At 41.5% G+C, this 22,612-nt stretch carries 20 protein-coding genes; 11 read left to right on the forward strand and 9 right to left on the reverse strand.

Going from position 1 to position 22,612, the window contains the following annotated elements; all coding sequences use genetic code 11:
- Nucleotides 1-391: 391 nt before the first annotated feature.
- Both C5749_RS03785 and C5749_RS03790 read left to right on the forward strand, forming a co-directional pair.
- On the forward strand, nt 392-3,160 hold the full coding sequence (locus C5749_RS03785; RefSeq protein WP_105723153.1) for a DNA gyrase/topoisomerase IV subunit A: 2,769 nt from the start codon (nt 392-394) through the stop codon (nt 3,158-3,160).
- A 95-nt stretch (nt 3,161-3,255) separates the two neighbouring features.
- On the forward strand, nt 3,256-3,780 hold the full coding sequence (locus C5749_RS03790; RefSeq protein WP_105723155.1) for a YceI family protein: 525 nt from the start codon (nt 3,256-3,258) through the stop codon (nt 3,778-3,780).
- A 65-nt stretch (nt 3,781-3,845) separates the two neighbouring features.
- Here C5749_RS03790 and C5749_RS03795 read toward each other — a convergent pair whose 3' ends face one another.
- Genes C5749_RS03795 through C5749_RS03805 form a run of 3 tightly spaced genes read right to left on the reverse strand, consistent with a single transcriptional unit; the run spans nt 3,846 to nt 6,463 of the window.
- The gene (locus tag C5749_RS03795; protein ID WP_105723157.1) at nt 3,846-4,751 is read right to left on the reverse strand and encodes an aldo/keto reductase; all 906 of its coding nucleotides are present in this window, start codon (nt 4,749-4,751) and stop codon (nt 3,846-3,848) included.
- A gap of 39 nt (nt 4,752-4,790) precedes the next feature.
- The gene (gene bamJ, locus C5749_RS03800; protein ID WP_105723158.1) at nt 4,791-5,477 is read right to left on the reverse strand and encodes a BamJ family beta-barrel-assembly machinery protein; all 687 of its coding nucleotides are present in this window, start codon (nt 5,475-5,477) and stop codon (nt 4,791-4,793) included.
- Nucleotides 5,477-6,463 carry a glycosyltransferase family protein gene (locus C5749_RS03805; RefSeq protein ID WP_105723160.1) on the reverse strand — a complete coding sequence of 329 codons (987 nt, stop codon included), beginning with the start codon at nt 6,461-6,463 and terminating at the stop codon, nt 5,477-5,479. The genes bamJ and C5749_RS03805 overlap by 1 nt, the downstream gene beginning before the upstream one ends.
- 117 nt (nt 6,464-6,580) lie before the next feature.
- Between C5749_RS03805 and C5749_RS03810 the strand changes: the two genes are divergently transcribed.
- Entirely contained in the window at nt 6,581-7,522 is a 942-nt protein-coding gene (locus C5749_RS03810) for a zinc dependent phospholipase C family protein (protein ID WP_105723162.1), read from the forward strand.
- On the opposite strand, the gene C5749_RS03815 is transcribed toward C5749_RS03810, so the two are convergent.
- Nucleotides 7,519-9,060, reverse strand: coding sequence for an aminotransferase-like domain-containing protein (locus C5749_RS03815; RefSeq protein ID WP_245893607.1), 1,542 nt, complete (start codon nt 9,058-9,060; stop codon nt 7,519-7,521). The two genes, C5749_RS03810 and C5749_RS03815, sit on opposite strands and share 4 nt — an antisense overlap.
- 134 nt (nt 9,061-9,194) lie before the next feature.
- Between C5749_RS03815 and C5749_RS03820 the strand changes: the two genes are divergently transcribed.
- The 5 genes from C5749_RS03820 to C5749_RS03840 all read left to right on the forward strand — a co-directional run bounded on the left by C5749_RS03820 (nt 9,195) and on the right by C5749_RS03840 (nt 13,636).
- The gene (locus C5749_RS03820) at nt 9,195-11,057 is read left to right on the forward strand and encodes a TonB-dependent receptor plug domain-containing protein (protein ID WP_105723164.1); all 1,863 of its coding nucleotides are present in this window, start codon (nt 9,195-9,197) and stop codon (nt 11,055-11,057) included.
- Between the two features lie 94 nt (nt 11,058-11,151).
- Complete coding sequence (locus C5749_RS03825; protein ID WP_105723166.1) at nt 11,152-11,688, forward strand: hypothetical protein; 537 nt, start codon at nt 11,152-11,154, stop codon at nt 11,686-11,688.
- 3 nt (nt 11,689-11,691) lie between these two features.
- Nucleotides 11,692-12,645: a DUF4407 domain-containing protein gene (locus tag C5749_RS03830; protein ID WP_105723168.1), complete on the forward strand. Its 954-nt coding sequence runs from the start codon at nt 11,692-11,694 to the stop codon at nt 12,643-12,645.
- Between the two features lie 52 nt (nt 12,646-12,697).
- Nucleotides 12,698-13,015 (forward strand): DUF4342 domain-containing protein, encoded by a 318-nt coding sequence (locus C5749_RS03835; protein ID WP_105723170.1) that lies wholly within the window; start codon nt 12,698-12,700, stop codon nt 13,013-13,015.
- Between the two features lie 66 nt (nt 13,016-13,081).
- Nucleotides 13,082-13,636 (forward strand): NADPH-dependent FMN reductase, encoded by a 555-nt coding sequence (locus C5749_RS03840; protein WP_105723172.1) that lies wholly within the window; start codon nt 13,082-13,084, stop codon nt 13,634-13,636.
- On the opposite strand, the gene trxA is transcribed toward C5749_RS03840, so the two are convergent.
- From trxA to C5749_RS03860, 4 genes are all read right to left on the reverse strand, one after another.
- A complete protein-coding gene (trxA, locus tag C5749_RS03845) occupies nt 13,633-13,926 on the reverse strand; it encodes a thioredoxin (RefSeq protein ID WP_105723174.1) in 294 nt (97 codons plus the stop codon). The genes C5749_RS03840 and trxA overlap by 4 nt on opposite strands.
- Nucleotides 13,927-14,026: 100 nt before the next feature.
- Complete coding sequence (locus C5749_RS03850; protein WP_105723176.1) at nt 14,027-14,473, reverse strand: DUF6691 family protein; 447 nt, start codon at nt 14,471-14,473, stop codon at nt 14,027-14,029.
- Between the two features lie 13 nt (nt 14,474-14,486).
- Nucleotides 14,487-15,050, reverse strand: coding sequence for a YeeE/YedE family protein (locus C5749_RS03855; protein WP_105723178.1), 564 nt, complete (start codon nt 15,048-15,050; stop codon nt 14,487-14,489).
- 57 nt (nt 15,051-15,107) lie between these two features.
- Nucleotides 15,108-16,496: an MBL fold metallo-hydrolase gene (locus C5749_RS03860; RefSeq protein ID WP_105723180.1), complete on the reverse strand. Its 1,389-nt coding sequence runs from the start codon at nt 16,494-16,496 to the stop codon at nt 15,108-15,110.
- 190 nt (nt 16,497-16,686) lie between these two features.
- On the opposite strand from C5749_RS03860, the gene C5749_RS03865 reads away from it, so the two are divergent.
- The 3 genes from C5749_RS03865 to C5749_RS03875 are packed head-to-tail and all read left to right on the forward strand — an operon-like array spanning nt 16,687 to nt 20,330.
- Nucleotides 16,687-17,469, forward strand: a complete 783-nt coding sequence (locus tag C5749_RS03865; protein WP_181151267.1) for an N-formylglutamate amidohydrolase — start codon at nt 16,687-16,689, stop codon at nt 17,467-17,469.
- Nucleotides 17,459-19,306 carry a peptidase MATCAP family protein gene (locus tag C5749_RS03870; RefSeq protein ID WP_105723183.1) on the forward strand — a complete coding sequence of 616 codons (1,848 nt, stop codon included), beginning with the start codon at nt 17,459-17,461 and terminating at the stop codon, nt 19,304-19,306. The genes C5749_RS03865 and C5749_RS03870 overlap by 11 nt, the downstream gene beginning before the upstream one ends.
- A gap of 16 nt (nt 19,307-19,322) precedes the next feature.
- The gene (locus C5749_RS03875; protein WP_105723185.1) at nt 19,323-20,330 is read left to right on the forward strand and encodes an ATP-grasp domain-containing protein; all 1,008 of its coding nucleotides are present in this window, start codon (nt 19,323-19,325) and stop codon (nt 20,328-20,330) included.
- Between the two features lie 40 nt (nt 20,331-20,370).
- Here C5749_RS03875 and ggpS read toward each other — a convergent pair whose 3' ends face one another.
- Nucleotides 20,371-22,611: a glucosylglycerol-phosphate synthase gene (gene ggpS, locus C5749_RS03880; RefSeq protein ID WP_245893608.1), complete on the reverse strand. Its 2,241-nt coding sequence runs from the start codon at nt 22,609-22,611 to the stop codon at nt 20,371-20,373.
- Between the last annotated feature and the right edge of the window lies 1 nt (nt 22,612).

Below are 22,612 nucleotides of genomic sequence, written 5' to 3' on the forward strand. Positions count from 1 at the left end.
GCATACACATTTTTTCTGACATGGATAGGGTAAAAGACATTATTTACGGCTTTCTTATACCAAAAACAGCCTTTAATATTATTCAAAGGCTCCATCAAAAAACAATTTGTTGCCGTACTAGGCAAAAGTTTACTGCGACAATTTTCTATATTATCGATCAAAAAATAAGACTTACTTTACGTAGCAAAATTAGAACGCTACAATTTTGCAATCTATCGATATTCAGCTCCATAGTATCTTACTATGCAAAAACATATCACTATAATTTCTGTCATCATCATACACGGAACAAATAGTAACACTAATTTTCTTTTTGGGTTCTTCGTTTTTTCGTACTTTTACCTACTTTCAGAGTAAAACAACTGTATCAAAATAAAGCTATTTTATTTAAATGAGCGAAGACACAAATTTTGCGGACGGAAATCCAGATCAAAACACAGATAATCAAGAACACGAGTTAAGTTCGACAACGATACCGCTATCAGGCTTATATGAAAACTGGTTTTTGGATTATGCTTCTTACGTTATTCTGGACCGTGCAGTACCGCATATCAATGATGGCTTTAAACCGGTGCAACGCCGTATCCTCCATTCCTTAAAGGAAATGGACGACGGGCGCTACAATAAGGCAGCGAACGTGATCGGGAATACCATGAAGTATCACCCGCATGGTGATGCGTCCATTGGGGACGCCATGGTACAGCTGGGACAGAAAGATTTACTGATTGATTGTCAGGGAAACTGGGGTGATCCGATTACGGGTGACTCTGCAGCTGCACCGCGCTATATCGAGGGCCGTTTATCTAAATTTGCCAACGAAGTGGCGTTCAATCCTGATACGACCGAATGGCAATTAAGCTATGACGGGCGAAACAAAGAACCCGTTACCTTGCCTGTGAAATTTCCACTCCTATTAGCACAGGGAGCAGAAGGTATCGCAGTGGGATTGGCAACCAAAATCATGCCTCATAATTTCATCGAGTTGATCGATGGCTCTATACAGGTGTTGAAAGGCGAACGTCCTAATTTATTTCCCGATTTCCCTACAGGCGGCTTTGCGGATGTTTCCAATTATAATGAAGGACGGCGTGGCGGAAAAATCCGGGTTCGTGCTAAAATTGAAGAACGGGATAAAAAAACCTTAGCAATTACGGAAATTCCGTATGGCTCAACCACCGGCGGGCTAATAGAAAGTGTCGTTACAGCTAACGAAAAGGGCAAAATAAAGATTAAAAAAATCGAAGATAATACCGCTGAAAATGTAGAAATTATTGTGCATTTGGCATCGGGTATTTCTCCAGATGTAACGATAGACGCCCTTTACGCTTTCACAGCATGCGAAACATCGATTTCGCCGAATACCTGTGTCATCATCGATAACAAGCCACACTTTATGAGTGTGAATGACATCTTGATCGCGAATACGAAACAAACGAAGGCACTTTTAAAACTGGAGCTCGAAATTAAGCTTCATGAATTGCAGGAGAAAATATTTTTCAGCTCGCTGCTTAAGATTTTCATTCAAGAAGGCATGTACAAACATGCTGATTATGAACATGCAGGAGACTTCGACACGGTTGTCAAAGTCTTAAATAGCCTTTTCGAACCATTCTTTGCGCAATTTTATCGTGCTATAACTCCTGAGGATTATAAAAGACTTATAGATAAACCGATGAGTAGTATCACGCGCTTTGATGTGAAGAAAGCAGACGAGCAAATGAAAGCGTTAGAAGATGATATCAAAGTGGTCAAAAAGAATCTTCGAAACTTAACTGAATTTACGATCGAATGGTACGAACGTCTACGCAGCAAATACGCCAAAGGCCGGGAGCGTAAGACCGAAATCCGTATTTTCGACAGAGTGGAAGCCTCACAAGTTGCACTTGCCAACGCCAAACTTTATGTGAATCGTATGGAAGGCTTTATCGGAACCGGCATGCGTAAAGATGAATTTGTATCGGAATGTTCCGACATTGACGATATTATTGTCGTCCGCGCAGATGGCAAGTATTCCGTGACGAAAGTACAAGACAAAGTATTCGTTGGAAAAGACATTATACACGTCGCAGTCTTCAAAAAAGGTGACGATCGTACGATCTATAATGCGATCTATAAAGATGGTACGACAGGAACTAGCTATACCAAACGCTTTGCGGTCACCGCTGTAACACGCGATAAAGAATATGACATTAGCAAAGGAACCAAAGGCTCTAAAGTTCTTTATTTTACAGCGAATCCGAATGGAGAAGCGGAAATTGTTAACATACAACTCAAGCCCCATTCGAAATTGCGTAAACTCAACTTCGATCTTGATTTTGCAGAAATTGCTATCAAGGGACGGGGCTCACAAGGGAATATTGTTTCCAAATACCCTATAAAAAAGGTGATATTTAAAAATGCTGGAGTTTCGACACTTGCCGGACGCAAAATATGGTTTGACGACGTCCTTCGCCGTTTGAATGCGGACGAACGTGGTCGTTACCTCGGTGAATTTGATGGCGATGACAAAATCCTATTGGTATACCAAGATGGCACCTACGACTTCTCCAGCTTTGATCTCAGCAATCACTTTGACAGCAGTGTTTTACGGATGGAAAAATTTATGCCGGAACACGTGTACACGGCCGTTCATCAAGATGGTAAGTCGGGAACCTACTATGTAAAACGTTTTAAGTTCGACGACCAACCCATTGGCAAGCGCATATCGTTTATCAACGAAGCTGCTGGCTCTAAGCTGATCTTACTGACAAACGGTGCGGAACCCGTAGTTCGCGTCGACTTGTTAAAAGGAAAGGCCCAGACACCAGAGATGTTAGAACAACCGTTGAACGAGATTATAGACGTCAAAGGTATGCGAGCACAAGGTAACCGCCTTTCGTTCCATACCGTCAAGAAAGTTAAATTGCTTACCGAGGAAGTCGATCTTACCGAAAAAGCAGAACAGAAACTAGGTGATCAGACACTTTCTTCAACGGATACTGCTGAAACAGACAAGATTGAAGACACTGTAAAACAAAAGGATGCGGACAATGTAGTTACGGCGGAAAAAAATGAAGAGGCGGCTGTTGCACAGGACGATCAGGGCGATAACATAGGCTTCGAGATCACAAACCCTGACGACGTTAATCTCGAGGATTCAGGACAGACATCATTGTTCTAAACTTGTTTCGTTTCTTAACATATATCAATGAGCACAAACAATATTCGAATGATATTTGTATTGCTTAAATACAGTAATAAAAACAAAATAGATTTATGGCCGAATGGAATTTAGACAGAGCGCATAGCGAACTAGAATTCAAAGTAAAACATATGATGATATCCAACGTCAAAGGAGTTTTTCTAGATTTTGACGTTAAAGTAGATGGTAGTCCTAAAGATTTATCCCAAGCACTCGTCAGTGTCGAAATAAGAACTGCATCGATCAATACCAAAAGTGAGTCGCGGGATGAGCATCTACGAAGTGCTGAATTTTTCGATGCAAGTACCTATCCTAGTATAAACTTTCGAACAACTGAAATTGAAAAAACAGGTGACGACGAGTTTAATTTGACAGGTGATTTGACGATCAAAGACATCACCAAAACCGCCGTGTTTACAGCGAAATACGGTGGGTCCGCAAAGGACCCTTGGGGCAACCAAAAAGTGGGCTACACGGTCTATGGCAAAATCAACCGACCGGATTTTGGATTAACATGGAACACCGCCCTAGAAACAGGTGGTGTTATGGTCAGTGAAGAGGTGAAATTCTATGCCGAAGTACAATTTATCCTATCCTAAATCAAGATTGGAAAACTACGATTGAATATCACTACTGTAGAGACGCCAGGCGGGAGTCTCTACCTTTACAAATGCTCCGTATATATCAACTTACGAATACCCTGCTCCAGCGCTGCACGGTCGTTTTCAGCCAATATGACCGGCCGCTCTATCACCTCTTTTAACTCATTCAGCTGCGCCAAAGTACGCACACCTACCGCAGCGATATCCACGGCAGGATGACCAAGAGCGTATGCCAATAGTAGTTGTGTTTTACTTACTTTTAACGACGATGCGAGTTTTTCTACGTTCCGTCTTGCGTGTCCTACCTCTCCCGAAGTCAATTGCAAATAGCTCCTAGCGGGTTTATCAATCAGCACCCCTTGTGTCAGTGCCCCACGGCTGATGACAGAAATATTTTTGCTCTTTAATATAGGAAGGATTTCCTCCGGTCTACGATCTAACAGATTATACTGCATCATGACACTAGTCATATTAGACTTTGTAGCATATTCCTTGATCACGTTTGGACGTATAGAAGAAAGCCCGTAGTAGCGAATTTTGCCGTCTTTCACCAACTGCTCAAACGCTTCTATAATTTCATCGATCGGATCGTCTATTGTCCCGCCATGCAATTGGTATAAATCAATATAATCGGTGCTCAGTCGGGTCAACGAAGCATCTACAGCTTTGATAATGTATGATTTGGAAGCTTTCCAGTCCCATGCACTACCGTCTGATCGCCACTGATTGCCCACTTTGGTCGCTAAAATAACTTTATCACGCATGGGTGCCAGCACTTGACCGATCATATCTTCGTTCATACCACGCTCATATAGGTCGGCCGTATCGAAATAATTGATACCCAAATCAAAGGCATGCTGCAAAACTTCTATGTTTTGTTTTGTAGCGCCGTATTTAAGCGACATTGTCCCTAGACCGATGGGTGCTATTTTTAGTTCTGAATGACCTAATTTCGTTAACGCTGTCATTATTACTACTAATGAATTTGGAGTGTGCACGATGCACGATTACATTACCGTTTCCTGACTCTTTATTCCTATTAATTCAATTTCAAAAATCAGCGGACTGTAGGGAGGTATGTCTGCCCCGGCCCCCCGTTCACCATATCCCAATGTAGAGGGGATATACAACCTGTACTTCGCCCCGCTTGACATCAACGGGATACCCAGCTGCCACCCTCGAATAACGTTAGCCAGATCAATATTCAAAGGTTCTCCACGCTCATAGGAATTGTCAAAAACCTTTCCGTTCGCTAACACGCCTTTATAATGCACCGTTACTTCGTCATCTCGCGTTGGTTTTGCTCCACTTCCCTCTTGTATCACTTCATAATAAAGTCCATCCTCAAAGTACCGAACGCCAGACTTTTTCTTGATTGTATCGAAAAACGCCGTTTCCTCTTTCTTAAATCCCTCAATTCTTTCCTCGGCAGCTTTTGCAAACGCAGTCTTGATCATCCGTATTCCTTCCTCTTCACCGATTAGTCCTTCGTTCCCAGCTATAGCATCTTGTACACCTCGTAAAAAACTTTCTGAACTAAGTATTATACCGTTGCTGGTGAGCGAAGAACCCACATCTTTCCCTAATGCATAGGAGACAGAATCTGTATCTGTTTTTAAGACCTGTGCTTGTGCCGTCAACGCACTCGTAAATGTTGTTGCCAGCATGGCAAAACCAATCTGCTTTATATTCATTATTTATGTTTTTCTACTATATTCGTCACAATTTCTCTCGTCATATCAGGATAGTCAACCGTGACTTTGATCTTACTGTTCAACCATGCCTCGATAGCATAGTCAAACTTCTTCTTTAAACTACCGATTACCGGAACGCCCATTTGCTCCAAAGCCGCGGCATTTAAATGTTGTTCGTACTGATTTTTCATGGGTACTACCAACAATTTCTTCTCCAAAAAGAGCGCCTCTGCAGGCGTCTCGAATCCAGCGCCGCATAATATACCTGAGGCATTCGCCATACTGCTCACAAAGGTATCGCTTCTTATGGGATTAATAGTCACATTCTTCACCGTAAACTTCTTTTTATTATGCTTGGAGTAAACATCCCATTTTACATCCGGAAACTTAGAAAGGTTTTTCAGCAAATGCGCGTCATCGTATGCAGGTAGATAAACGGTATAATGCCCATCGTCCTTTGGGTCAAGCTGGCGAACAGATTCCCGAATTACCGGCGTGTAGATATTGTTGTGGTATGATTTAAAATGAAATCCATATGCTATATTTGAAGGGGCGTAGTTCTTCATGATAAACTTACCCAACATATCCGTTTCGTCTGGTTTAGGACTCGCAGGGTGTAACGCACCTATTTGATGACTTAAACCAATACACGGAATTTCACGGGTTTGGCAGGCCCAAGCAGAAATCGGTTCGAAATCATTGATAATGAGATCGTACTTTTCAACAGGCAGGCTATTGATCTCTTTAATAAATCTTCGAACGGTCGAACTCATAAACGTCCGCCACAAATCTACTCCTCCCGATTTTCCAAAGATAAAACTCAAACCGTGCAGACGATATTTGACCGGAAACGGCAACTCTATATCTGCCTGGATGCCGCTAACCAGCACATCTACTTCCCCTAGTGTCTGCAATATAGGAATAATGTCCAACGCTCTACATAGATGACCATTACCCGTTCCTTGAACTGCGTACAATATCTTCATTATATCGCTTTAATTTAAGTACCCAAAGTACACATTTTCCATTAATTCGAAAAACAGAGGACCTACTTTTCATCTAAATTTATTATCTTTAGAACAAACCATCTATACAAGTGAATTATGTACAATAAATTTTATTACCTTTTGGGGATGCTCCTTATGCTGATACTTAGCTCATGGGGATTTTATGCACACAAAAAAATTAATCACGTAGCGGTGTTTACGCTACCTACCCAATTGGCCACGTTCTATAAAAAGCACATTAACCTGATTACGGAAAAAGCCGTCGATGCAGATAAAAGATGTTATGTCGATTCGCTGGAATCTCCTCGACATTTTATTGATGTAGAAAAATTCGAGGCGGGTAATATGGATTCGATACCCATACATTGGAGTCAAGCCACTGCAAAATACCACGAACGTAAATTACGGGCAAGAGGAATCGTTCCTTGGCAAATTTATTTTACTTACCAGAAATTGGTCAAGGCATTTCGGGAAAACAACACCGTTGCCATTATCCGTCATTCTGCCGATCTCGGTCACTATGTATCGGATGCGCACGTACCACTCCATACCACACAGAACTATAATGGCCAACTGACTGGACAAATTGGTATCCATGCATTCTGGGAAACCAGACTGCCAGAAATGTTTGGTGAAGACTATAATCTTTTCGTTGGCAAAGCCTATTACCTCGATAGTCCGCTTGATTCGGCATGGACCATTATACGAGAGAGTAACGCGCTGGTAGATGCTGTCTTACAATTAGAAAAAGAACTTTCCGAAACTTTCCCGAAACATCTACAACGAAGTTATATAACGCGTAACAACGTACTTATCTCCACGTATTCAGATGCATACGCCCGCGCATACCATCAACGTATGCAGGGAATGGTAGAAGAACGTATGCGAAAATCTGTTCAACGGACGGGTTCCTTTTGGTTTTCCGCATGGGTGGATGCTGGACAGCCCGCCCTAAAAGGCAAGTTTAATGGTGATCAAAAGGAAGAAAAATCGGACATTCAACACGAAAAAATTATAGGTCGGGAGGAATGGCATTAGCTTATTTTCTCCACTCCTCTCCGTAATATCGTTAGTACCTCTTCTATTTCGATCTCATTTAAATGGCCGAAGCCTAATCGCATCGCCGACAATGTACTGTTTTGGTACAAAATGTTCTTAGGAATAAATAAATCCTGATTTCGGCAAAGATTTGCTACTTGAAGGAGGGAAAGCGATTTATTCCAAGTCGTCCACAGGGCCAATCCTCCTGAAGGCTTTTTAAATGTTACTACGTCACTAAAACACGTGTCTAAAATTTCACAGAACAAATCCCGGCGTTCACGGTATATTTTTAAGGATTTCTTGAGGTGCCGGTGAATCTCTCCTTCCGCTATCATTTCGGCCAAAGCCTGTTCCATAATCACGTCCCCTTGTTGGTCAATAATGCTTAAATACTTACGCATTTCCGCGATTAGGTTATCCGGCGCTACGACAAAGCCTGTCTGAAAAGTTGGCGCGAGCGATTTTCCAAATGACCCTATGTATACCACCATCCCATCAACATCGCCGCTTGCCAATGGCATAACCGCCGTCTGTTCGTATTGAAAATCATAATCATAATCATCTTCCACGATAACAAAACCGTATTCTTGCGCCAATTGTAATAGGGCAATTCGCCGTTGGGCGGATAAGGTGACCGTTGTCGGATAATGGTGATGCGGCGTGACATAAACCATACGCACTTCCCCTGGATTAAAATGTGTGCGGATATAATCTACATCGATACCTTTCTCATCGACGGGAATGGTAAGTACCCTCGCACCCATTTTTTGAAAAACCATATTAGCAGAAAACATACTCAAATCCCCCACTAAAACATGATCATCCTTTGAAAGCAAAATCTGCGAAATAATATATAAGCTCATTTCCACGCTGCGGGTGATGAGTAGATTACTTTTTGAGATGTGCAGCCCCCTCGAAAAATTCAAATAGTTACTCAATTGTTCCCTAAAATATTCACTTCCCTCAGCTTGGTATCTTGTTAGACGCCTCAAATTGGGTTTCCGTTTCATGGAAGCGCTGTACGAGCGGGAAAGCTGTTGCATTTGTGTTAAACGTATATCTGGTTGTCCATCATTAAAAATCAGACGGCAATCGGACGATTCGAAAGGATTATCCAAAACGGGAGATTGACGGAATGAAAAGCCCGTACGATCCGGATACCTCGCTAGTGAAACCAGTTTTTGATAAGGTTTGTCTATCTTCACTTGATGCGACTGATTAACGACAAAGGTCCCTTTGTTTGGTCTCACTTCGACCCATCCTTGGGCGTCCAACTCATTATAAATAGCTATAACTGTCTTGCGATGCACCTGCAGTACTTCACTCAAGGCCCTTGTTCCGGGTAGTTTCGTACCTACCAATAGGTATCCACGCTGAACGGCATTTATGACCTGTTGGGAAACCTGTAAATATATAGGTTGCATAGATGTCCTGTCAATAAAAACAAAACTGGAAAATAAATCTAAAACCGGACTACTCATCTTATTAAAATTGGAACCATATAACAATCCGGAAAGATAATACTTTTGCTGCATGAAACCATCATGATTTATTCAACCCCCAAACGGGAATAAATAAACCGAGCTTGCGAGCTCTTGAACACATATAAAACAAACACTAGTGGAAAATCTGATAGCTTCATCACCATTAAAAAACAAATTATATACAGATGAAAATAAAATACAGTAACCGAATATTATTAGCGGTAATATTTTTTCCTTTGCTGGGACGAGCTCAAGAAGTTAAAACAGACAGTATTCAAGAAGTGATTGTTCACGCAAACCGATTGCAAATTCCCTTTAGTAAAGACAATAGAAATGTAGAGATTTTAAGTGCTGAACAGATCAAACAACTACCGGTCAAAAATCTGAATGAAGTACTCGGGCTTTTAAACGGGGTTGACCTGCGACAACGTGGCCCTTTCGGTGCGCAGGCAGATATAAGTATCGATGGCGGGAGCTTTGAACAGACATTGGTTTTGGTCAATGGAGCAAAAGTTTCCGATCCGCAAACGGCCCATCATAGTCTAAATCTTCCAATTCCTTTGGATGCAATCGAAAGAATAGAAGTGCTTCGAGGCGCAGCGGCACGTGTTTATGGTATCAATGCGCTAACGGGGGCAGTCAATATCATCACCAAGAAAGTAGATAAAAGCGCGATACAGGCCAATGTATATACCGGAAGCTCGTTTAAAAACAGGGACGAAGAGGATAAAAACGGTGTTTATTATCATGCCGGTACACAAATAGGCGCGGCTTGGTTTGGCGATAAGCATCAACATCAGTTATACTATAACAAAGAAAAATCTAATGGACAACGATACAATACCGCTTCACAGAACGATAAAATATTTTATCAAGGGAATCTAGCGATAGATGATAAGAATGAGATGGAATGGCTTGGTAGCTATATGTATAATCGTTTTGGCGCTAATGGCTTCTATGCCGCCCCCGGAGATAGAGAGTCTGAAGAAATCGTTGAAACGATATTCGCCTCTGTCGGTTCACAACATCAACTTTCCGATGGTTTCTATCTTAATCCACGTATAACAAATCGGTATAATGAGGATGATTACCGGTATTTCAAGCACAACCTCTCGTCGGCCCGTTCTCTCCATTACACAAATGCCTTTTCAATGGAGCTAAACAGTCAATATCGCACTGCCTTTGGAGATTTTGGACTCGGTTTAGAATCTCGTTTTGACCGTATTGCCAGTTCTAATATGGGCAAACATGATCGAAATAACCATGGTGCTTACGCAGAATTTAGAACCGAACAGTTAAAAAACATGACCATCAACGTGGGTGCATACATTAATTATAACACGCAATATGGCTGGCAGGCTTATCCAGGTATCGACCTGGGCTATAGCTTTGCGCCTAAATGGAAAATAGTATTCAACACCGGATCAAGCCAGCGTATCCCATCTTTTACCGATCTCTACTTAAACCAACGTCCGGGAAATATCGGCAATCCTGATTTATTCTCAGAGGACGCTTGGCAAACCGAAGGCGCCATTAAATTCCAAAGCACAAATTTTATTGCCCATGGCGGCTATTTTTATCGGAACATCCGAAACTTTATCGATTGGATAAGAGCAGATATGAATGATCCTTTTCAGCCATTTAATATAGGTAAAAACAAAATACATGGCATAAATACCAATTTTCTTTACACGTTTCAGCATAATGACATCCGTTACAGGGTCAATCTGGGCTATAACTATCTGCATGCATCCTTAGAACAAACAGAAGGGCTCACATCCAAATACCATCTGGAAAATTTAAAACACCAGGCGAAGTTGCTCTTCATGGCAAACAATACCATTTGGAATGCTTCGGTAGCCAATCGTTTCCATCAGCGAATATCAGACAAATCTTATTTCTTGACCGATATACGAATTGGTTATAATTTTCCATTTCTTTCGGTGTACGCCGATGCACAAAACATTTTTGACGTTACGTATATCGAAACAAGTGCTATTCCGATGCCTGGACGATGGTATAGTTTGGGTGTCTTTCACCGACTGTAAGGAGGCTTTCACCTATTTTTTGGACTTACTTACCTAAATCCCCTCCTATCTTTTTCTCTTTTCTCCTTATTTTGTTTCTATAAACACGAAACAAATGAGATGGTTTACAATTTTTAGAAAGAGCAAAGATACACAGCATGCAGCAGAAGCTCCACCCGTTAACGCAGAGACGGTATCAGCGAATAGTAAGCCTCAGCTCAACGGAGCTTCTATACATGATGGACAAGGTATTTTCCTCATCTATAATTACCTACAACAGGATTTTGAAACGCGAGGATATAATGACGCACTTACCAGCCCCGATGAAGGCTACCGAAACGACAATATAAAATTGATTAAATACGATCTGGAGATTTTAATCCATCAGGTCAGAACATATCATGATTCCCTCATGAAAGATATCGAGTTTCATATACATTCCCGGGAACGCGCCGGATTGATCGATTTAGTTGATGAATTAAGAATCAAACAATCGGACCTTTTGGATCATATAGAAAAGGTAAAAGCATTTGAGCAGGCTGTACAAACGAACACGGGTTTGTGTGAACGTGCAATCTTATCCTACAAACGAGGCTTTATGAAAGGCATGGCGTCTATTACCCAAGCCTATTTATTAACCAAAAAATTTTAACACATGAAAGACGGGTGGTTAAAATTCGGATGTTTTCTAACGGGTTTCAATTACAATCTCGTTAAAAACTCCAGTGAGCAATCGGCGAAAAACGTAAAAAAATATACCTCTGCCATGTTGCTTATTGTTTTGGTATGGTTTTTCATTGGTTATAGTTTTGCAACGCGCTATCTCCACTTAGCAACTTGGGGCGGGATATTAGGTGGGATATTGATGGGTTTTGTTGTCATCCAGATCGAACGGATTATCATTCTATCGACACGTGTCAGTACTTGGTCTAGCTTATTCCGCATACTTCTTGCTTTAGTGATGTCTATCCTAGGAGCTTTTATTATGGATCAGATTACCTTCAAAGATGACATCGAATTGCGCAAAGCACAAGTAATGGATGAGCGGGTAAAAATCGCGGTTAAACGATCAGAAGAAGATTTACAGAAACAAATCCAAGATCTGGATACCATGATTGCGACAGCTAACGCTCGATACGAAACAGTAAGCGAAGACCTGAAAAAGAATCCGGTTATCGTAACGTCTTATACAAATCGTAGTATTACAAGGGACAGCGACGGCAAAGAAGTGAACAGCACGCAATCGACGAACAAATCCGTCATGGAAAATCCTAAAAAACTGGAAATGGAGCAGTTGCATAAACAGATCGAAACGCTACAAAACAAAAAGTTTGCGCTAGCAGCGTCCATTACGTCAATTAAAGAACGAAAGGAACAGGAATTGAAAGCTTCAACTGGCTTTCTGGACGAACTGACTTTATTGCATGATGTGGTAACTTCTTCCTCCATAGGATTATTTGTTTATTTACTTTTCTTATTCTTTTTTCTTGCCATTGAATTATTTGTATTGGTCATGAAATTAACCGATAATGATTCGGATTACGATAGACTGTTGCGACACCAAACAGATATCCGCGTGCAGATGCTGGAGAAACTCCGTATGCACTGAACAAAGTATAGCAGAAATTGTTATTCATTATATTATCTAAAACAAGTATATTATGTCATTCAAAGAAACATTTATTGTCAACGGTGAAAACCTGTTAAAGAAAATCAAGGAGATTATTGCCGAAGGTAACGTGACTAAAATCAGTATCTCCGATAAATCCGGAAAAGAAATCATGAGTTTTCCCGTCACCATTGGCGTAGTAGGTGTGGTATTCGCCCCCATCTTCGCTGCGGTCGGCGCATTAGCGGCTCTTCTTACAGAGTGTAAAATTACCGTGGAAAAGCGGAAGGATGAGGTTGTTCCTCCGTCGGACGAACAACAAACGGAAGAGCCATCGCCCGGAGACGGATCTGATATAGAGGTTAAGTAGCGATAAGTTTTCAAAACCATCTGCTACGGATACTTGTTATGATTAAGACACAAAATCATATCTATCATGGCAGAAAAAACAATTGGTATAATCGTGGGGTCTTTAAGAAAGGGATCCTTCAACAAAAAAATTGCTAATTTTCTTATGGGAAGTGCGCCAGAGGGCTATACATTGGAGCGTATTGAAATTGGTGACCTCGCTTTGTACAACCAAGATTTTGACGAAGGTGAAAACCCCACATCCTATGCCCCTTTTCGCGAAAAAATAAAATCGTTAGATGGCGTTATTTTCATTACGCCAGAATACAATCGGTCCGTACCAGGGGTATTAAAAAATGCAATAGATGTTGGTTCCCGGCCCTATGGACAAAACGCATGGCAGGGAAAACCAACGCTGGTCATTTCGTCATCCATTAGTAATTTAAGCGGTTTTGGCGCAAACCACCATTTACGGCAATCGCTTGTTTTTCTGGATATGCCGGTGCTGCAACAGCCAGAGGTTTATCTAGCGAACGTACAAAACCTGTTTGACGACAGTGGTAATTTAACCAACGAGGATACTGCTGATTTCTTAAGACAAGTATTAGATGCTTATGCGAAATTTGTCGAACGGTATTTTTAAAGATTCTCTTTAATTAGTCGTTCGAGCTCATTTGCGGGAAAAACACCAGACTGTCTCCAGCGTATTTCCCCTTTTTGGAAAAGGATCAAGGTGGGTACGCCACGTATCCCCAAGTTTGACGCGACTTGGGGATTCTTATCCACATCTATTTTTATAATAGCGGCATCCTCACCTACCCTCACCTTTAATTCATCTAATATTGGTGCTTGCGTCTTGCAAGGGCCGCACCATTCGGCAAAAAAATCAACCAGTACCGGTTTATCTTGATTTATTATCTCTTGAAATGTCATGCTGTTTCTTTTTATCTTATTTATTAAAACGTAGCGAACAGGAGCTACAAATATATAAGCATTTTAGAGAAAAAAAGTTTTCACCACGACGCCAAATTTGCTAATGAGGCAATCTTTCTCTTAGATAGCCGTAAAACCATGTACCTGCGATAGCACTCAGCAAAGTCACCGTAACCACGGTGGCTCCTGTACCAATTTGTGCAAACAATGGTCCGGGGCAAGCCCCAGTGATCGCCCATCCAAATCCGAAAATCAATCCTCCATATATTTGACCTTTATTGAATTTCTTCGGAGAAATACGGATTGGTTCACCGTCTATAGTCTTAATCTTGAGTCTTTTAATTAACCAAACAGATATCATTCCAACCAATACAGCGCTGCCGATGATTCCGTACATGTGGAAGGACTGTAAACGGAACATCTCCTGTATACGAAACCAACTAATAACTTCAGATTTAACGAAAATAACCCCAAAAAGTATTCCCACTATCAAGTACTTGACATTTTGATATGCTTTGCTTTCCAAATCTATCTTTTTGTAACCCATCTTCTATTTTTGTTTAAAGTAACAGTATGTATGGCAAAATTAGGTTCGCCATAATAAAACCTCCGATCATAAAACATATCGTGGCTACAAGTGACGGCCATTGACGATTAGACAGTCCCATGATAGCGTGCCCGCTTGTACAGCCACCTGCGTAGCGCGTACCGAATCCGACCAAAAAACCACCCACTGCCATCAGAAAAAATCCTTTTACTGTAAACAACGATTGCCAGTTCATAATATCTTCGGGGATCAAATTGTTATAATTCGTTATACCATAATCTACAAGCTCTTCCATCAATGCCGGGCTCACGACTATAGCGTTGGGGTTGCCAAGTATTCCAGCTCCAACAATACCACCCAATAGAATACCAGCGACAAAAAATAGATTCCACATTTCTTTTCTCCAGTTATACTGAAAGAAAGGAATCTTCGCGGGGACACATGCAGCACAGATATGGCGTAACGACGAACTGATTCCAAACGACTTATTGCCTAATAGCAACAAGGTGGGCACCGTAAGCCCAATCAACGGTCCTGCGATATACCAAGGCCACGGTTGTTTTAAGATTTCTAACATTTTCAGCGTTTTATTTAATTACAAATTTACAAGATATTACGTATCTCCTATTATAACTTAGATGACAGGATTTCCCTTTTGTTTCCATTCTTTCATTCCTCCTGCATAATTTTTGATCTTATTAAACCCATTTCTCTTTAAAATAGAATAAGCTATCGTGGAACGATCACCTGCCTGACAATGGATAACAATCTGTTTGTCTTTGCTGATTTTATCGAGATTATCCTGCAGCGTTCCTACGAAAACATGATGGGCTCCCTTTATGTGCCCGGCTTCGTATTCGGTAGCGCCACGTACGTCAACGATCTGCACATCCTCTTTACCAACGTACGCCTCAAATTCTTCTATAGAAATGACATCTACCGTTTCCAGATTCAGCCCCAAATCATGTATATCGGAAATGTATCCGTACATATTATCCATACCGATACGCATCAACTTTCGCGTCAAGTCTTCCATGCCGTCCTCTTCGGCCACTAAAATGAATTGTCGCTGATAATCGAGGAGCCAGCCGCACCAGGTAGAAAAAGAATTATTGCCCTGTATATTTAAGCTTCCGGGGATAAATCCTCTCGAATAATCGATCTTATTGCGTGTGTCCACAATGATGAGTCCGTTCTGATAGGCAGCCAAAAATTCTGCTCTGGATAATTTTGGATGTTTCGGAACCTCTATCAGTAATGGACGATTGACTTTGTTCAGATGCTTCATCATCGCAAAATATGTTGGCGGTTCGGGTTGATCGGCCAATAAATAATCAGCAAACGCTTGTTCATCATTATGGCGACGAAACGCCCAATTACGGTTTTTTTCATATCCAACTGTAGAACTAGGCACCGCTCCCAGTGCTTTTCCGCAAGCAGAACCCGCTCCATGTCCCGGCCACACTTGGATATAATCTGGTAGTCTTGCAAATTTTTTCAACGATTGAAACATCTGTTTAACTCCTGCTTCTTTTGTTCCCACCAGCCCAGCTGCTTTTTCTAAAAGATCCGGACGACCAATATCCCCGACAAATATAAAATCACCGGTAAATACCATAACAGGCTTATCTGTCGCTGGATGATCAATCAACAAAAAACAGATACTTTCAGAAGTGTGTCCGGGCGTGTGGATGACCTTCAAACTTAGGTTACCCACCTTAATAACATCACCATCCCGCAATCCTTCATGTGGAAACTGATATTGCCAATCAGCATCACCCTCATCGGAAAGGTACATCCTAGCCCCGGTTACCGATGCTAATTCTCGCGAGCCACAAAGAAAATCAGCGTGAATATGCGTTTCAGCGATGTGCGTAATGCGGAGGTTATTTTCGTCTGCAATACGCAAATACACATCAATATCTCTTTGTGCATCGATTACAACGGTCTCACCGGTGGCTTGACAGCCTATTACGTAGCTAGCTTGCGCTAGACTTTTATCATATACGTGTTGAAAAAACATAATATTTATAAGTACTTCTATATTAATCCGTTTCTGTGTCTTTATACAAAGTTCCTATTTTATTTTTTATTGTTTGGTCACTTTAGTTACACAACTAAGATTTTTATTTTTTATTGGGGCATTTCTGGGGGTTCGCTTATAAAACTATTTGTCGATTAACATGTTATTATTATCAAAAGAGAGAACAACTATGACGTCATTTTTTCAATACAGCGTACACCTTGCTGACAGTCCTTTCTGGGCTTTTGCTGTTCACGACGGGCATCAAATTGATCCTACTGTCGAGCATTTTATGCTGTTGGATGAAACGCAACGTTTGAGAGAAGAAGATCCGTATACCGCCTCAATGGCAGAATTGCCAATCAACCAACTTTTTGTAGGATCTTCACGTTTTCAGCTGGACGTCAACCGTAAGGAAGAAGATTCCGTATACCTTCGACCAGAACAGGCTTGGGGATTGGAGGTTTGGAAAGATACGCTACCATCTACCATTTTACAACAGCTCTATGATGACTACAAGAATTTCTATAAACAGGTAGACAGCTATATACAACACACCATTGATAAGCATCACTTTTTTGTTGTCCTTGATGTACATTCCTATAATGCGCAACGAATCAACGAAAAGCAACCCATAGATAAGCACGCCAATCCGCAGATAAACCTAGGCACCCGATACAATACAGAAAAATGGCGACCAGTGATCGATAGGTTTATGGAGAGCGTACGTAGCCAGCGACTTTTGGATGAAGCTATTGATATTCGAGAGAACGTAAAGTTTAAAGGCGGGTATTTAGCACAACATATTCTCGACAAATTTGGTGACCAGGGTTGTGTTTTATCCATCGAATTCCGAAAAGATTTTATGAACGAATGGACGGGCCTTCCTTATCAACCTGTTATTCTCGAATACAAACAGTTATTACTCTACACCTTAAAAGATCTGCAAAAACTAGACATATATGGAGTTTAACGATAAAATATTGCCTCAACTATTACGGGCAATTAAAGAAAGAACGCCCATACATAAACAAGTCCCAAATAAAGGAAAGATTATTTTTAATAAAATAGTCCCTTATCTATTTATATACCGTATACCCGATTCGGGTAAAGATCGTATGTTATCGGAGCTAACAAAATCCGAATTAGCCAGTGCGGTATTCTTGCCAAATAATAGTGACGATCCGGTAAGTTTGTGGGTTCCAAAGCTGGCAACAGCACTTGCGGAAGAATTTGGCACCTGTTTACTTATCGAAGTATGGAGTGCCCCGGAAGACCAGGATGCTGATATCGCCATTCATCTCTCGCAAAAAAATGCACTGGTACTGGCAGAATACTTAAAGAAAAATATAGAGACCGAGGCGCCTGAATTCCTCGTCGAACTCAAGAGAGAAACGAAGTTACCACGTCCACCTCGGCTTCCACTTTTGGTCAACACAGATGATACAAAAAAAAATATCGTCATCGCTCTCGGCATCTCTGTTCGCAAGCGATACGAGAATATAGAAGGCGTGCACTTACCATTGTTGGCACGGGCTTTTCGAGAGTCTTTAGCAAAAGGCCTGTCACGGCTATTCTTTGAATTTGTACGGTTGTATACAACAGCACAGGCAGCCCAGTTTAAAATGAAAGGTCAGGAGCGACTTAACGCGGAGATATACGAAATAGATCGCGCGTTAGCGAAAGAGAGTCAGAAGTTTGATTTCTTACTCCTCGTTACACCTACCAATTCTCACGAAGCATGGTTGCAATTCAAAAAGGATAAATACAGAAAGACGCCGGTTTTTCATTACAGACCCATTCCGATTGATCCGGATATTGTAAAGAGAAACTTATATAATCTGCGTATCGAAGATATCTATGACCCGACGATAGCCTATCTTTTCAGAGACAAACGGCGAGAGCTTGATGATATGATGACGATGCTCGCCTCTCGCGGCACGTCAGATTTCAAATACGGAAGCCTGATGGTTTTTGGCAATGTGGATGAGCAGTTATATGGACTGGCAAAAGCCATGCTTACCGCTATTGATAGTATAACGCAGTCAGAAAGGCAAGAATCGGAAGAAGAATATCTCGATGCTAAGGCTTTTGCCCGACTAGCAGAAGAGGAAATAGCTTTTCTTCAACAACAATCGCCAACCTTCAAAACCAGTGTACGTGTCCGCGATGATATCGCCGGGGTTATGGTGAACCACGGCGTGCTGAATATCAGTAAACAATACAGAATAAGTAGGCGGAGAGCTATCGCGCTTATCCAACATGAAGTGGGTACCCACATTATTACGTATTTCAACGGAAAAGAGCAGCCTTTTAGTCTTTTCCGACTAGGTGTTCCTGGATACGAGCAGCTGCAGGAAGGACTTGCCGTTCTTGCCGAATACCTGGTTGATGGCCTTACAAACCAACGACTGCGCATATTGGCGGGACGTGTTATTGCTGTACAACACATGCTATTAGGATATTCATTTGTCGAAACGTTTGACATGCTACACGAAGAATATCACTTTAGTACCAACACCTCTTTCACCATAGCGATGCGTGTATATCGTTCTGGCGGACTAACGAAAGACACTGCCTATCTACAGGGATTCAAAGAACTTATCCAATATATACAGGAAGGCAAAGATCTGAATTTACTTACCATCGGAAAGATCCGGGAAGACTATTTGCCTATTGTGCATGATTTAATTCAACGCGGTGTATTACGGCATCCGCGCATCAAACCCCGTTATTTACACGAGCCTTATACGGATAAATTAAAAGATTTAAATCAATTTGCCAGTATTTTTAAAATGATTAATTACTAAAATTAATAAAGGAAATATGAACATCGCATTTTTAATCAACCAGACCCACAAAGAGGAAAGCAACTTTACGACCACATTTCTTTCTTTTAACGCATATAGACGTGGGCATACGGTATTTTATATCGGTCTGGCTGACTTCACCTATCACAACGAGTATAATATCGGTGCCCATTGTCGCGTGATAGAACCATCAGAAAGTATAGAAAGTCAAGAAGGTTTCTTGGAAATGATACGCAAAAAGGAAAAGCAATATATAGATGCCACGCAAATGGATGTCCTTTGGATTCGCTACGACCCTGTCATAGATATGCTCAACCGTCCTTGGGCACCTCCCACTGCTTTACAGTTCGCACAACTTATCAAGCGACAAGGAACCTGGGTTATAAACGATCCCGACAAGCTGGTAGAGGCAACCAATAAATTATATTTAGAATACTTTTCCAAAAAAATTCGTCCTAAAACCATGATTACCCGTTCCTACAATGATGTCGTCAATTTCTTGGACAACCAAGACCATCAAATCATTTTGAAGCCGTTAACAGGATCTGGCGGAAAAAATGTTTTTCTGGTGAAGAAGGATGAGCGGCACAACCTGAAGCAGACCGTAGAAGTCATCACACGCGATGGCTATTTGCTTGCACAAGAGTACCTGCCAGAAGCTGCTAACGGCGATATCCGTTTTTTCCTGTTGAATGGTGATCCTATACAGATAGCGGGGAAATATGCCGGTGTCAACCGAATACAGCAAAAAGGTGATATCCGGAGTAATATCCACCAAGGCGGAACGGCACAAAAGGCACATGTTGACGAAACCATCTTTGCTACCGTCGCTCAAGTTACGGAGAAGCTAAAGGAAGACGGTATGTATTTCGTTGGGTTAGATATCGTAGGAGATAAAATAATGGAAATCAATGTCTTTAGTCCCGGCGGCCTCAATTTAGCGTCTAAACTGAATAATGTGGATTATGCTTCTCTTGTTTTAGATCATATAGAAAACGAAGTGGAAAAACGAAAAAGCAAATAAACGGCTTGCCATATTTGGAAAGCCGTCTTTATTGCTATGTCTATTTCACACTCTTTTCCAGTTCCCTTACAAAATCTTTTCCCCAATAGTGGATATCATAATATTTCACTTGATCATATAGCCTATTAATGCGAGTCGCCCTTTCGTCCTCGGGCATGAGCAGCGCTTTCAGTAAACTTTCCTTCATACTTCTCATATCGTAGGGGTTTGTTAGAATAGTATAGGGTAGTTCAACCGATGCACCCGCAAATTCGGATAATACCAAGACGCCTGCACCTTTTATTATGCCTTGTACCGCTACATATTCTTTTGCAACAAGGTTTAGTCCATCTCTTAATGGTGTAATCCAGGCAATGTCACTGATCGCATAGAGTCTCACCACTTCTTCAAAAGGCAACGATCTATAAAAATATTGAATAGGCACCCAGTTCATGGTAGCGAAGCGCCCATTGATTTCTCCTACGGCACGATTAACCTCATCACGTATGTCATCATATATTTTCATACCCTGCGACGGCGGGGTGCAGACGTTTATCAGCTCTACCTTTTCATGGTATTCCGGGTACTCCTCAAGAAATTCACCAAATGCTTGAATTTTCTCCAACGGACCTTTTACATAGTCCAAGCGTTCAACGGAGAGGATAGTGCTCATTCCGCCGGACTTATTAGTAAGCGCAGCGGATATTTCTTTTTTTATACCGGGTTGTTTCAAAACAGACCGTATCTTACCCATATTTACTCCAACGGGTAATGCGCCTAGCCGTATTTGGCGACCATCAATCTCAATAATTTTAGTCATTTGGCTTACGCCCAATGCGCAACTATAGGTCAAAAATTGTTTTGCCGTATTAATTCGCTTAACCACCTTAAACGGTGTGTGAGAACGTAACACATCGATAAAGTTCTCTACGTAACGTGGAATGTGGAAGCTTATGAAATCGCATAACAATAAACTGCCTATGATATCCTTACGCCAGGGAATGATGTTAAAAATATCGGCCGCAGGAAACGATGTATGATGAAAGAAACCAATCTTTAGATCCGGACGAAGTGGCTTTAGGTATGCAGGAACCATCCATAAATTATATTCGTGAATCCATACCAGCGCGTCTTGATCAGCCTCTTTGGCAATGCGTTCGGCAAAGATTCGGTTGATTTTTAGGTAGTGTTCCCAATCGTCATGATTAAACTTTGCTTTGTCTACAAAAGAGAAAATCATGGGCCAGAAAGCTTCTTTGGAAAATACGCGATAAAACTGATCAATGTCCTCTTTGGAAAGGCTAATTGTAGCCGCCACTAAATTCGGATATTTGTCTTCGTCAATCAACTGATTTGGAACATCTGCACTATCTACTTGTTTAACTTCCTCTCCAATCCAAATACCGGACCGTCCCTTTTCAAATAAACCGAGTAACGAGGGGATAATGCCATTTGGACTTTTCGGAGGGACTCTTATTGTTTCCCCGTTAACAACATCCCGTTCAAAAGGCAATCGGTGGTAAACCATTACTAATTGGTTCGAGCCCTTACGGGATTGCAGAGATTTATACATATCCGTCGCATCCGTATATTTGCGGAAACGTTCAAAGTGTCCCATTGCTTCGATAATCCCCCCTGCACCGGGTTTAGTGGCTTGGTAGACGTTCTTATAATCAGCCGTATGCTCGAGTAACGCCGCTTCAGCTTCTCCGACAACCACTCCGCTATACAGCGTATCATACAAAGAGCGATCATTAAGGGTGTCGCCTGCTACCAATACATTGCTTTCGTCAATATGTAAATGTTCAATTAATGCTTTCAAGGTGCTCCCCTTATTCACGCCCCTAGGTAATATATCAAGATATCTATCAACCGATGTAATAACATCGCAATCGAAGCGCTGTGCTATCTCATAAATCGGAGATAAATCTGTCTCCGCGCCGTAATAAAACGAGCAACGTCGTTGTTGCGGAACTTCTTGATAAGCGACGTCCGTTTTCTCTAGCACGCTCGAACGTATCGCATATGGAGATGGCCATTTGCCGTCAATATCACCTTGTATAGGTTCGATGGCCTCTAATGTTAACCCATTAACCACAGTTGCGCCTACGTCAGCAATGATGTAATTAGGTTTTGGAAGGATTGGATCATTGAGTAATGGAATGACTGATTCTAAACCACGTCCTGTAACAAATACAAGCTGTATGTCGGGTGATTGTTTGATCAGGCGATACAGACGTAATCTGCTTTCCATGCTTCCTCCTAAAAATGTTCCATCCAAATCAGTTGCTAATAGCATCATA

The sequence above is a fragment of the Sphingobacterium gobiense genome (assembly GCF_002980575.1).
Lineage (GTDB): Bacteria > Bacteroidota > Bacteroidia > Sphingobacteriales > Sphingobacteriaceae > Sphingobacterium > Sphingobacterium gobiense.

What these genes read in the sequence shown, in the direction of transcription:
- C5749_RS03785 (WP_105723153.1), top strand. Translation starts at nt 392, where the DNA reads ATGAGCGAAGACACAAATTTTGCGGACGGAAATCCAGATCAAAACACA.
- C5749_RS03790 (WP_105723155.1), top strand. Translation starts at nt 3,256, where the DNA reads ATGGCCGAATGGAATTTAGACAGAGCGCATAGCGAACTAGAATTCAAA.
- C5749_RS03795 (WP_105723157.1), bottom strand. Translation starts at nt 4,751, where the DNA reads ATGACAGCGTTAACGAAATTAGGTCATTCAGAACTAAAAATAGCACCC.
- bamJ (WP_105723158.1), bottom strand. Translation starts at nt 5,477, where the DNA reads ATGAATATAAAGCAGATTGGTTTTGCCATGCTGGCAACAACATTTACG.
- C5749_RS03805 (WP_105723160.1), bottom strand. Translation starts at nt 6,463, where the DNA reads ATGAAGATATTGTACGCAGTTCAAGGAACGGGTAATGGTCATCTATGT.
- C5749_RS03810 (WP_105723162.1), top strand. Translation starts at nt 6,581, where the DNA reads ATGTACAATAAATTTTATTACCTTTTGGGGATGCTCCTTATGCTGATA.
- C5749_RS03815 (WP_245893607.1), bottom strand. Translation starts at nt 9,060, where the DNA reads ATGCAGCAAAAGTATTATCTTTCCGGATTGTTATATGGTTCCAATTTT.
- C5749_RS03820 (WP_105723164.1), top strand. Translation starts at nt 9,195, where the DNA reads ATGAAAATAAAATACAGTAACCGAATATTATTAGCGGTAATATTTTTT.
- C5749_RS03825 (WP_105723166.1), top strand. Translation starts at nt 11,152, where the DNA reads ATGAGATGGTTTACAATTTTTAGAAAGAGCAAAGATACACAGCATGCA.
- C5749_RS03830 (WP_105723168.1), top strand. Translation starts at nt 11,692, where the DNA reads ATGAAAGACGGGTGGTTAAAATTCGGATGTTTTCTAACGGGTTTCAAT.
- C5749_RS03835 (WP_105723170.1), top strand. Translation starts at nt 12,698, where the DNA reads ATGTCATTCAAAGAAACATTTATTGTCAACGGTGAAAACCTGTTAAAG.
- C5749_RS03840 (WP_105723172.1), top strand. Translation starts at nt 13,082, where the DNA reads ATGGCAGAAAAAACAATTGGTATAATCGTGGGGTCTTTAAGAAAGGGA.
- trxA (WP_105723174.1), bottom strand. Translation starts at nt 13,926, where the DNA reads ATGACATTTCAAGAGATAATAAATCAAGATAAACCGGTACTGGTTGAT.
- C5749_RS03850 (WP_105723176.1), bottom strand. Translation starts at nt 14,473, where the DNA reads ATGGGTTACAAAAAGATAGATTTGGAAAGCAAAGCATATCAAAATGTC.
- C5749_RS03855 (WP_105723178.1), bottom strand. Translation starts at nt 15,050, where the DNA reads ATGTTAGAAATCTTAAAACAACCGTGGCCTTGGTATATCGCAGGACCG.
- C5749_RS03860 (WP_105723180.1), bottom strand. Translation starts at nt 16,496, where the DNA reads ATGTTTTTTCAACACGTATATGATAAAAGTCTAGCGCAAGCTAGCTAC.
- C5749_RS03865 (WP_181151267.1), top strand. Translation starts at nt 16,687, where the DNA reads ATGACGTCATTTTTTCAATACAGCGTACACCTTGCTGACAGTCCTTTC.
- C5749_RS03870 (WP_105723183.1), top strand. Translation starts at nt 17,459, where the DNA reads ATGGAGTTTAACGATAAAATATTGCCTCAACTATTACGGGCAATTAAA.
- C5749_RS03875 (WP_105723185.1), top strand. Translation starts at nt 19,323, where the DNA reads ATGAACATCGCATTTTTAATCAACCAGACCCACAAAGAGGAAAGCAAC.
- ggpS (WP_245893608.1), bottom strand. Translation starts at nt 22,611, where the DNA reads ATGATGCTATTAGCAACTGATTTGGATGGAACATTTTTAGGAGGAAGC.